The sequence below is a fragment of the Dyella subtropica genome (genome assembly GCF_026283965.1).
GTDB classification, from domain to species: Bacteria; Pseudomonadota; Gammaproteobacteria; order Xanthomonadales; family Rhodanobacteraceae; genus Dyella_D; species Dyella_D subtropica.
On the sequence record NZ_JAPDPD010000004.1, the window covers coordinates 225,345 to 238,368 of the forward strand.

The 13,024-nt window shown below is 63.5% G+C and carries 2 protein-coding genes; both read left to right on the forward strand.

Going from position 1 to position 13,024, the window contains the following annotated elements:
- Positions 1 to 88: 88 nt before the first annotated feature.
- Complete coding sequence (locus OUZ45_RS05290; RefSeq protein ID WP_266168891.1) at positions 89 to 5,806, forward strand: autotransporter-associated beta strand repeat-containing protein; 5,718 nt, start codon at positions 89 to 91, stop codon at positions 5,804 to 5,806.
- Between the two features lie 128 nt (positions 5,807 to 5,934).
- The gene (locus tag OUZ45_RS05295; RefSeq protein ID WP_266168892.1) at positions 5,935 to 12,990 is read left to right on the forward strand and encodes a YDG domain-containing protein; all 7,056 of its coding nucleotides are present in this window, start codon (positions 5,935 to 5,937) and stop codon (positions 12,988 to 12,990) included.
- The last annotated feature ends 34 nt before the right edge of the window (positions 12,991 to 13,024 follow it).

Genomic DNA, 13,024 nt, shown 5'->3' on the forward strand with positions numbered 1-13,024 from the left:
CCCTGTTCCCCGCCTTCCTTCTTAATCCCTGTGACGCCTCTGTGACGCCCTGCTTTGACAATCCGCGCCGCAAAAACAGGGAAATCCAATGAACCGCGTCTATCGAATCGTTTTCAATCGCAATCTTGGCATACCGCAGGTCGTCTCGGAATTGGGTTGCAGCACGCAGGCTGGTGGTGACGCCCGTCACGCGAGCAGTGGCCGTGTGCACCGACCGGCGCGCATCGCGATCGCGATCGCGGCGGCGTTTGCAATGACGACCGGTATGCCGGGCGCGGCATGGGCGACGACGTTCACCGGCGCGGCTGGGCTTGTCGGTTCGGCGGGCACCGCGCGCAATGAGCCGCCAGGCAACTGGGGCGTCGGTGGCTCCGGCGGTAATGCGGCAGCGCAAGGCGGAACTTCGCCCGCGGCGGGGGCTTCCGGCGGAGATATGTATAACGGCGGCGGCCAAGGTACCGCCGGCAGCGGTGGCGGCGGCGGTGGCGGTTCGTATACCCCTTACACCCTGTATGCCGGTGGTGCCGGTGGCGCCGCTTACCAAGGTTGGGCAGCCGGCGGTGCGGGTGGTACTGGCGGCGCCGGTGGCGGCGGAGGAGGTGGTGGTGGCGGCGGTTATGCCGGTGCTTACCTTGGGACGGCATCGTCCTCGCCCGTCTCAATCGCCGATTCATACGTCGGCGGTGCGGGTGGTGCGGGCGGCAGCGCCAGCAGTGGCAACTCGACGGCATCAGGCGGTGGCGGTGGCTCTGGCGGCGACGGACTGGCTGGCAGCGGTTTCAACCTCACCGTGCAATCCGGTACCAGCGCCACGGGCGGCAACGGTGGCAACGGCGGATCGAGCGGCGGCGCAGGTGCGGTGGGAGCCATCGGTGGAGTCGGTGGGCTCGGCGGTACGGGTGGCGATGGCGTTGGCGGCTCCGGTTTCACGTTGACGAGCCAGGCCACCATCACCGGCGGCAATGGTGGTAATGGCGGCGCAGCAGGTGGCCCAGGCGGGGCAACCGGCGGCAACGGCGGTACGGGCGGCGCCGGCGTTGCGGGATCGGCGATGACCGTGATGAATACCGGCGCCATCACCGGCGGCAATGGTGGTAATGGCGGTGCCGCCGGTAGTGGCGTGGGTGGTGTGGCAGGAGCAGGAGGCGCGGGTGTCGCTGCGTCGGGCCTTTCGACCATCATCAACGCCGGCACCATTTCGGGTGGATTCGGAAATAGCGGAGCCGGCGCGCAGGCGGCTGCCGTGAATTTCACCGGCGGCGGCAATACCTTGGCGCTGCAAGCGGGTTCCACCTTGAACGGCAATGCCGTCAGCGCCGGTGGCGATACGTTGGCGCTGGGCGGTACAGCGAGCGGCAGCTTTGACCTCACCAACGTGGTTTCGACGCAGTCCGGAACGCTCAGCGGCACCCAGTACATCGGGTTCGGCACGTTGCAAAAGACCGGTTCGTCCACCTGGACAGTGACCGGCACCAACAGCAGCGGGGCAGGCTGGGTGCTCAATTCAGGCGTGCTGTCGGTGTCATCGACCAACGGCGCCGAGCTTGGTCCATCCGTGACGTTCAACGGCGGCACGCTCAATTTCACCAATAGCAGTGCGGCGGCTTACGTCGGCAACATCGTGGTCGGCAGCAACGGCGGCACACTCAACGCCGACGGCGGCAATCCGATGAACTTCGCCAGCAACCAAGTCGCGCTCACCGGTGCGATCTCGGGCAGCGGACAGTTGGTGATCAACGCCGATCCGGCGAGCTCGAACGGCTTGGTCCTGCTCAGTGGCAGCGGCGGCACGCAATCGGTGGGAACCCTTACCGCCGACAATGGCATCGTGCAGATCGGCGATGGCAGAAACGCGGCCAGCGTGTCGGTCGGCGACCTCAACATCAATGGGGCCACCGAACTGAGCGTGTCCCACAGGGCGGTGCTGGCGGTGAACGGCGCGATCAACGCCGCCCCGACGTCCACCTTCTCCGTCAACGGCGAACTCGACGTGGCCGCGAGCACGGCGATCGGCGCCCAGGTGGGAGTCAATGGCGGCGGAACCATTTCGGTCGGCTCCGGCGCAACGTTGAATCTTCAACAAGGCTTCTACGGAGAAGGCTTCCTCACCGTGGCCGGCAGCGGCACGCTGCTCGACAATGGTGCTTCCAGCAACATCATGGGCATGACGATCAACCGCGGCGCGACGTTGCAGGTCGGTAGCGGCGGTACGTCCGATGCCATCAATCTGTCCCCGTTCGGCGGTCCGTTCGGTGGCATGAACGACAATGGCACGCTGGCGTGGAATCACTCCGACCAGGCCAATCCAGGATGGTCGATCAACGGCAGTGGCGCGCTGATCCAGGAAGGCACCGGCACCCTGACCTTGAACCAGACCAACGCCTATACCGGCGGCACCTGGGTGAATGGCGGGAGATTGTCGGTGGCCTCCACCGGCAGCCTCGGCACGGGCGCAGTGGTCATTGCCAGCGGCGCCGAAGTCGATTTCGCCAACGCATCGCAGCAGATCGCATCGCTCAACGGCGCCGGCGCGCTCCAGCTCAGCGGCACCGCGCTCAACATCACGGATAACAGTGCGAGCGTGTTTTCCGGATCGATCGGCGGCAACGGTTCGTTGAGCTACAGCGGCAGCGGAGCGCTGATGTTCGATGGCAACAGCAGTGCCTTCAACGGCAGCACGACGGTGGCGAACGGCACGCTGGTCGTTGGCAGCGCGGCCGGCAACGGTGCAACGCTGGGCGGCAACGTCACGGTGGACAGCGGCGCGACACTGCGCGGTCACGGCACCATCGGCGGTAGCGTCAATGTGTTGAATGGCGGGTATCTGGCGCCAGGCCATTCCATCGGCACGCTCACCATTAATGGCGATCTCAACCTGGCACAAGGCAGCGTGCTGAACTACGACTTCGGCACGCCGGGTGCGAATTTCCAGACGACCGGTACCGGCGACAGCGTGCACGTGGGCGGCAACCTCTCGCTCAACGGCGCCACGCTCAACGTCAGCGACGTCGGCGGCATGGGGCCGGGTTTGTATAGCGTGCTCACCTACGGCGGCGCGCTAAGTGAAACGAACGGTGGCCTGACGCTGGGCACCACGCCAGCCGGCCAGACCTTGCAATTGCAAACCCTGACGGCGCAGAAGCAGATCAACCTGATCGATATCACCGGCCTCACGCTGAACTTCTGGAATGCCAACGGTCTGGCGTCCTCCACGCGGATGGGCGGCGGCAGCGGGACCTGGTCCAACACTTCGCCGCAATGGACCGACGCAACCGGCAGCGCGCTGAACTTTATGTTGCAGCCGCAGCCGGGTTTCGCTGTGTTCGGCGGCACCGCGGGCACGGTGACGGTGGATGACGGCGCAGGTGCGGTGCAAGCCAACGGAATGCAGTTCGCGGCAAACGGCTATGTGATGAGTGGCGGCGCATTGCAGTTGGTGAGCAGCCATGCCGGCACGCCGGTGATTCGCGTGGGCGACGGTAGCGGTGCCGGGGCCGGCATGACTGCAACGATCAATAACGTACTGACCGGCAGTGCAGGGCTGACCAAGACCGATGCGGGCACCTTGGTGCTGGCTGGCAATAACACGTACACCGGCGGTACCACGATCAATGGCGGCACCGTGTCTGTGACCAGTGACGCCAACCTCGGTGCAACGTCGGGCGGCATGACCCTCAACGGCGGCACACTGGAGAATACTGCGGCGTTCACGACGGCGCGCGCGATGAACCTTGCAGGCAATGGCACCTTGCAGACCGATGCGAACCTCACCGTGTCTAGCGCGATCACCGGTGGCGGTGCGCTGACCAAGACCGGCACCGGTACGCTGATCATCTCCGGTACCAATACCTACACCGGCGGCACCACGATCAATGCGGGCACGCTTCAACTCGGCAATGGCGGCGCCACCGGCTCCATCTCGGGTAACGTGACCGACAACGGCGCACTGGTTTTCAATCGCAGCGACAATGCGACTTTCGGTAATGCGATTTCCGGCAGCGGTCGTGTCGTGCAGCAGGGCGCCGGCATACTGGCGCTGAGCGGCACCAACACTTACACCGGTGGCACCACCATCAGTGCCGGCACACTGCAGGGCAATACGCAGAGCCTGCAGGGCAGCATCATCGATAACGCTACGCTGGCATTCACCCAAAGCAACGGCGTGTTCAACGGCTCGCTCTCCGGCAACGGTCAGCTCAATCTGCTGGGTGGCGGGACGCTGGTCGTCAATGGCACCAATCCGTTTAGCGGCAACACCGCGGTGAGCGGAAGCACGCTGGTGGTCGGCGACGATGCTCATGTGGGTGCGACGCTGGATGGCATGGTGTTGGTGAATGCAGACGCTGCATTGCGTGGCATGGGCACCATCGGCAGCCTTGACCTTGCCGGCGCCATTGCGCCTGGAAACTCCATCGGCACGCTGCACGTAGCGGGCAATGCCGTGTTCGAGAAAGGCTCCAGCTATCAGCTCGAAGTGCGACCGGATGGCAGCAGCGACCAGATCGCAGTGAACGGCAAAGCAACCATTCTGGGTGGCAACGTCGCCGTACTGGCGCAGGCTGGCCATTGGGGCCCCGGTACCCATTACACCTTGCTCACCGCCAATCAGGGAGTGAGCGGCCAGTTCGATGGCATCAGCAGCAATCTTGCCTTCCTGACGCCGATGCTGAGCTACAGCGCCAATGCGGTGAACCTGTTCCTCGAGCGCAACGATGTCGCGCTGACCAACTTCGCCACCACACGCAACCAGCGCGCAGTGGCCACTGGTATCGAACGCATGGGTTACGGCCACGCAATCTACGACACCTTGATGAGCATGGATGCCGCCCAGGTACCCGCCAGCTACGACCCGCTGTCCGGCGAACTGCACGCGAGCACGCGGGCCGCCTTGCTGGACGACAGCTATTACGTGCGCGATGCCGTCAATCGCCATCTGCAGGGCCAGGATGAAACTGATGCCGGCGCGCGATCGGCAACGCGCGGCGACGTCACGGCCTGGACTTCCGCATGGGGCCACGTCGGGCAGATCGACGGCGATGGCAATGCCGCACGCTCGAATGTGGACAGCAGCGGCTTGCTGGTCGGCGCCGACATTCCCGTGGGTGGCCAGGCGAGACTCGGTGCTTTCGCGGGTACCGGCGTGGAATCCACGCGCACGGCGGAACGCGGTGATGATGCGCACGTACATGCCACCCACGTGGGTGTGTACGCAGCGACGCAATGGGATGCGCTGCAAGTCCGCGGCGGGTTGGCCTATGCGTGGCAACAGATCAACAGCACGCGTGAAGTCGGTGCGGCTGGCGGCGCGACCACTGCCGATGCTCGCTACGATGCTCGTCTGGTTCATGGTTATGTCGAAGGCGGGTATCGCCTCCAGTTCGGCCACACTGCGTTGGAGCCCTATCTCAACGTGGCTCGTATGCAGTTGCGCACCGATGCGATCCATGAAACGGGGTCGTCTGCATCGCTCAATGTGGCCGGCCAAACCTCCAGCATGACAACCGCCACGCTGGGCGCGCGCATCTATGCAACGCTGGATCCGCAGGGGGCCGTTCGCGCATATGCCGGCGCAGGCTGGCGGCACACCTGGGGAGCCACGACACCTTCCATCCAGGCGCAATTCGCCTCTGGAGGCTCCGCGTTCGCGGTGGATGGTGTGCCGGTCACGAGCAACCAAGCGACCGTCGAAGGCGGGCTAAGTTGGCACTTCAGCCCACGCGTCGTGATGGATGCCAATTACCAGGGGCAGTTCGCCAGCCATGGCAAGGACCAGGCTGTGCGGTTGAGCTTGAATGTAGCGTTCTGAGCAGGGCTGCAGCGGCGACGCCGCGCAGATGGCGCGGCGTCGATTTCAACCGGATGAACAGCTTCGGTGCCGATCACGATCGGCGGGCGAAGACCATTACCGCATGACATGAATTCTGGCGCTGAAGCGTGAGCGCCGCACAGGGGGGCAATCTGGTGAACCATATTTTTCGGTTGGTCTGGAATCGCAGGCTGGGCGTGCTTCAAGTGGCGTCGGAACTCGCCCGCGGTCGTACCAAAAGTGGGCGCAGCGTTGCGGGTGGCGCGCGCTGTGCGGTATGGCTGGCTAGTGTGCCCTTGAGCCTGCCGCTACTGGCATTCGCAGCGGCACCATCGCCGCGCGTGGATACCGCGAAGGCTACGCTCACTACCGCTTCCGCGGTGGCTGCCAACGCACTACCCACCGGCGGCCAGGTCACCAGCGGCTCCGGCCAGCTCGCGCAACATGGCGACACACTCACCATTACCCAGCAGAGTCAGAATCTCTCACTCAACTGGCAGACCTTCAATATCGGCAGCCAATCCACCGTGGATTTCGTGCAGCCCAACGCCAGCGCCATAGCGGTCAATCGCATCGCCGACACCAATGGAAGCCAGATCTTTGGCCACCTCAACGCCAACGGCCAGGTGTTCCTGATCAATCCCAATGGCGTGTTGTTTGGCCAGGGTGCGCAGGTGAACGTGGGCGGCCTCATTGCCTCGACGCTGAATGTCAGCGACAGCGCGCTGGGCACCGGCGCGCTGACTTTCAGCGGCGCGGGCAAGGGCAGCGTGACCAATCTGGGCACCATCACTGTTACTGGCGGCGGCTACGCGGCCCTGCTGGGCAACCAAGTCAGTAACCAGGGGGCAATTCACGCACAGCTGGGTAGCGTGGCGCTCGCTGGCGGCAGCGCCGTCACGCTCAACTTCGGCGGTAACAAGCTGGTGAGCGTGCAAGTGGACAAGAGCGTGCTCAATGCGCTTGCCCTGAACGGACAGCTGATCGAGGCAAGCGGCGGCAATGTATGGATGACCGCAGGCGCGCGCGACAGCGTGCTCGCCAGCGCAGTGAACAACACCGGCACCATCGCGGCGCAGAGCGTACAGAATAAGAATGGCCACATCGTGCTGATGGGCGGCATGGATGCGGGCACGGTTGCGGTGGATGGCACGCTCGACGCCAGCGCCCCCCATGGCGGAAACGGTGGCCAGATTGAAACGAGCGCATCGAAAGTCACCGTTGCCGATTCGGCCAAGATCACGACAGCCGCTCGTCTGGGCTTGTCCGGAACGTGGTTGATCGACCCGAATGATTTCACAATCGGGCAAGGCAACACCGGGACGGTGACGGGTGGGGTACCTTCCGGTGATATTTCGGGCGCCACGCTCGGCGCTGCGCTGAACAGCGGCAATGTTGTCATCCAGTCCAGCCAAGGCAGCAGTACCGGCAGCGGTAACGTGAACGTCAATGACACGGTGAGCTGGAGCGCCCACACGCTGACGCTGGATGCTCAGAACAACATCAATATCAACGCGACCATGACCGCGAGCAATTCGGCGGGTCTCGCACTGAACTACGGCGGCACCAACGGCTCGTCGAGCGCCACGCCGGCGGCGGGCAGCAGCGTCAATGTGGGGTTGGGCGGCAGCGGTTTTGCTGGCCAGGTGAACTTCACGGGAAGCAATACGCTCAGCATCAATGGTAATGGCTATACGCTGATCAATAGTGCAGCCGCGCTACAGGGCATGGGAACGAGCGGCTTCTATGCGCTGGCGGGCAATCTGAATCTCTCAGGCCTCTTCACGCCGATCGGGAACAGCACCACCGCATTCTCAGGTGTGTTTGACGGCCTTGGCCATACCATCAGTCACCTCGGCATCATGAGTTCTGCCTCCGGCGTTGGCGCCAGCGCAGGCCTGTTTGGATCATCCTTGGGCACGATCCGCAACGTTGGCTTGTTGGGCGGGTACGTCTCAGGCACGGGTGTAGGAACTTCCATCGGTGGACTGGTGGGCGACAACGCAGGTGCCATCAGTAACGTTTTCACGACTGCAACGGTTAATGGCGCGGGAAGCGGCGCTGGAGATGGTGAATTGGTTGGCGGCTTGGTTGGCTTTAACGAAGCCCTTGGCACGATCAGTAACGCTTATGCGAAGGGCCCTGTCAGCGGGTCGTCAAACTACTCTACGGTCGGCGGCCTCGTCGGAAACAACTACGGTGCGATTCGCAATGCCTATGCGTCAGGTGCTGTGAGCGGCTCCTATTTCTTTGCCGGGGCAGCGGCGGACAGTATCGGTGGACTGGTCGGCATTAACGGGGGCGACATTCAGAGCGCTTACGCAACGGGCAGTGTGTCGTGGTACGCCAGTTATCCGGGTACGATGAACGCCATAGGCGGGCTGGTAGGCGAAAACGATGGCACGATCACCGACACTTACGCCACCGGTCGCGTGTCGAGCCGTAACCCAATCGATACGCTCGGAGGTCTGGTTGGGTCTATCAATGGTGGCACGGTTGCGACCAGCTATTGGGATGTAACGACCACCGGCCAGTCCCGCGGAACCGACATCACGAGCACCTCCACAACCGGGATGACCGGTTTGTCCAACACCCAGATGATGCAGCCGGGCAGTTATTCCTGGACCATCGCAACCAGCGCCGGCAGCAGCAACACCTGGCGAATCTACGCCGGCAACACCACGCCCTTGCTCGAAAGTCTACTGACTCCGCTGACGATAAGCGCAAGTAATCAGACGGTGACGTATGACGGAACCAATCACGCTGGCGCAGTATTGAATTATTCGCTTGCATCGCCAGATCTTTCGGCCATCACGCTGGGGCTGACGAACGCACAGCACGCCGGCAGCTATACCGAGAATGTGTCGTCGGCGTATTCCACCAGTTACGATCTGAGTTTTGGAACGCCAAGCGCGACTCTGACGGTCAATCCAGCGACGCTGACGGCGACGCTGACCAACAGCGGCGTGACGAAAACCTATAACGGCACAACCAATGCGCCGGTCGGTTTCACGCCGACGTATAGCTACAGTGGACTGATTTCCGGCGATACCGGCGCTAGCCTGACTGACACTGGCGTGGCTTACAACAGTGCGCACGTGGCCAGCGCTACCGGCGTTGCTGTGTCGGGTCTAAGCATCAGTAGCATTACCGGTAGCAACAGTTCGCAGGCCAGCGATTACAGCTTGGCGTCGAACAGTGCGAGCGTGGCGGCGACCATCACGCCGGCGATGTTGACGACGACGCTGACCAATAGCGGCGTGACCAAAACCTATGACGGTACGACCGCTGCGCCGGTCGGCTTTGCGCCGACGTATAGCTACAGCGGCTTGGTCTCCGGCGATACCGGCGTCAGCTTGGCCAACACCGGCGTGGCTTACAACAGCGCGCACGTGGTCAGCGCTACTGGCGTCACCGCGTCTGGGCTGAGCATCAGCGGCATTGTCGGCAGCAATGGTTCGCTGACCAGCGATTACGCCTTGGCGTCGACTAGCGCGAGCGTGGCGGCGACCATTACACCCGTGATGCTGACGCCGATGCTGACCAATAGCGGCGTCACCAAAACCTATGACGGCACCGCAGCGACGCCGCTCGGCTTTACCCCGACGTATAGCTACAGTGGCATGGTCTCCGGCGATACCGGCGTCAGCCTGTCCAACACCGGTGTGGCTTACAACAGCGCGCACGTGGTCAGCGCTACTGACGTTACGGTGTCGGGCCTCAGCATCAGCGGCGTTACCGGCAGCAACGGTTCACAGGTCAACGATTACGCCTTGGCCTCCAGCAACGCGAACGTGGCGGCCACTATCACGCCAGCGCCGGTGGCGGTATCGCTTTCCAATACCACCAACGTCACCAAGACCTACGACGGCACCACGGCGGCACCCGGCGGATTTAGCCCGATGTATCGCTTCACGGGCCTGGTGTCGGGCGACAGCGCTACGGTGAGTAGTTCGGCAACGCCTGTATTCAATTCTGCTCACGTCACCTCGGCAACGACGATCACGCAAGCCGGCCTGTCGCTGGCGTCGATCACCGGTAACGGCAGTGACAATTCCGTGCTCAGCGACTACACGTTGGTGAGCACCACCGCTTCCACCGCTGGTGGTGTGGCCAGCATCTCGCCGGTCGTGTTGACCGCCACGGCGCCGACCATCGGCGGCACGACGACCAAGGTCTACGACGGCACCATGGCGGCGACTGGCGCCAGCTTGATCGGTGGCAGCGTTAGCGGAGCGCTCAGCGGCGATAACCTGTCGTTCGATACCACCGGCATCGTGTTGGCCTACAACAGCAGTCACGTAGCAAGTGCGAGCAGCATCGGTGCCAACGGTAGCCTCGGAATGAACATCGGCAGCAGCACGAACGGCAGCCAGCGCACTGACTACAGCGTGGCGCTGCCCACCATCTCTGCCGTGGCCGGAACCATCACGCCGGCACCGCTGACGCCGATCCTGACCAACATTGGCGTGAGCAAGACCTATGACGGCACGACCAGTGCACCGATCGGCTTTACCCCGGCATATAGCTATTTCGGGCTGGCTTCGGGCGATACCGGAGTCAACTTGACCAATACCGGCGCGGCCTACAATAGCGCGCACGTGGCCAGCGCAACTGACGTTACGGTATCGGGCCTGAGCATCAGCGGCATTATCGGCAGCAACGGCTCGCAGGCCAGCGATTACGCCTTGGCGTCGACCAGCGCGAGCGCGGCGGCGACCATCACACCCGTGACGCTGACGCCGATGCTGACCAATAGCGGCGTGACCAAGACCTATGACGGCACGACCGCTGCGCCGCTCGGTTTTACCCCGACGTATAGCTACAGTGGGCTAATATCCGGCGATATCGGCGCCAGCCTGACTGACGCCGGTGTGGCATACAACAGTGCGCACGTGGTCAACGCCACCGGCGTAACCGTATCGGGGCTGAGCATCGGCGGCATTGTCGGCACCAACCGTTCGGTGACTACCGATTACGCCTTGGCGTCCACACGCGCGAGCGTGTCGGCGACCATCACACCCGCGACGCTGACGCCGATGCTGACCAATAGCGGCGTGACCAAGACCTATGACGGCACCGCTGCGGCACCACTCGGCTTTACCCCGACGTATAGCTACAGTGGCCTGGTCTCCGGCGATACCGGCGTCAGCTTGGCCAACACCGGCGAGGCTTACAACAGCGCGCACGTGGTCAGCGCTACTGGCGTTACGGTGTCGGGCCTCAGCATCAGCGGCGTTACCGGCAGCAACGGTTCACAGGTCAACGATTACGCCTTGGCCTCCAGCAACGCGAACGTGGCGGCCACTATCACGCCAGCGCCGGTGGCGGTAACGCTTTCCAATACCACCAACGTCACCAAGACCTACGACGGCACCACGGCGGCACCCAGCGGATTTAGCCCGATGTATAGCTTCGCGGGCCTGGTGTCGGGCGACAGCGCTACGGTGAGTAGTTCGGCCACGCCGGTATTCAATTCTGCTCACGTCGCTTCGGCGACGGCTATCACGCAAGGCGGCCTGTCGCTGGCGTCGATCACCGGTAACGGCAGCGACAATTCCGTGTCGGGCGATTACGCCTTGTCGGGCACCACCGCCACCACCGGGGCAGGGGTGGCAAGCATCACGCCAGCGATACTGACGGCGACCTTGACCAACAGCGGCGTAACCAAGACCTACGATGGCACGATCGCTGCTCCAGCCGGGTTTGCCGCAACCTACAGCTACAGCGGCCTAGTCTCCGGCGATACCGGTGCAAGCCTGGCCGACACCAGCGTGGCTTACAACAGCGCGCGCGTGGCCAGTGCCACTGACGTTACGGTTTCGGGCCTGAGCATCAGCGGCGTTACCGGTAGCAACGGCTCGGGGGCGAGCGATTACGCCTTGGCGTCCACTGGCGCGCATGTAGCGGCAACCATCACGCCGGCGACGCTGGTGGTGGCTGCAAACAACGCTGGCAAGACGTATGACGGCATCACCTACAGCGGCGGCCATGGTGTGACCTACAGTGGCTTCGTGAATGGCGAAGCCCCGTCGTTGCTCGGTGGCACGCTGACCTACGGCGGTAACTCGCAAGGTGCCCTCAATGCGGGGTTCTACAACCTCACGCCAGCCGGGCTGAACTCGAGCAACTACACGATCAATTACGCCAACGGCGTGCTCACGGTGAACCCGGCCACCTTGACGGCTGGCCTCGTTGGCACAGTACGCAAGGTGTACGACGGCACCACGGCAGCAACGCTGGCGCCAGGCAACTACACGTTGACCGGTGTGATCGGCAGTGATGCGGTAAGCCTCGACGACCCCACCTCCGGTACCTATGCCACGGCCAATGTCGGCAGCGGCATCAACGTCCAGGTGACTGGGCTGGCGATCAGCGGCAGCGGGGCGGGCAATTACATACTGGGCAACAGCACCGCCAGCGCCGCCATCGGCACAATTACGCCAGCGAGACTCACCGTCACGGCCAATAACGCAAGCACCATCTACAACGCACAGCCGTACAGTGGCGGCAATGGTGTGACCTATAGCGGTTTCGTCAATGGGCAAACCGCCGCCGTGCTGGGAGGGGTGGTGACCTATGGCGGCAGTTCGCAAGGCGCCATAAATGTGGGCAGCTACACACTCACGCCCGGCGGTCTCGCCTCGAACAACTACGCCATCACCTATGGCAGCGGCGCGCTCACGATAACGCCGGCAACGCTGACCTATGTGGCGACACCGGTGAAGTGGTACAGCGGCCAGGCGATTCCGACGCTGACTGGCACCGTCAGCGGTTTCCAGGGTGGCGACACATTGGCCAATGCCACCACCGGCACACCGACCTTTGCTACTTCGGCCACCGCACAGAGTCCGGCCGGGCAATACGCCATCGACGGCAGCGGTTTGGCCGCCAACGATGGCAATTACGTCTTCGTGCAGGCTGCTGGTAATGCGCAGGCATTCAACGTGGCGGCCAGCGCTGACGTTGCGTTGCCAGGCGTGGCGTACATGCAGCAGCAGTTGGGACAGCGGGTGCCCACTGGCGCGGCGCCATCACCGGGTGGCCTGCTGTTGTCGACGGCAGGCACGCGGAGCGAGTCGTCGCCGGCCGCAATGCCGCCTCGTTCTGCCTCCCCGATTGCCGTGTCGGATCTCTACGCCCCGGACGTCCGCGTAGTAGGCGACGGCGTGCGCCTGCCATAACGACTCGCACCCATTCTTCTTTCACGCCCTTCGG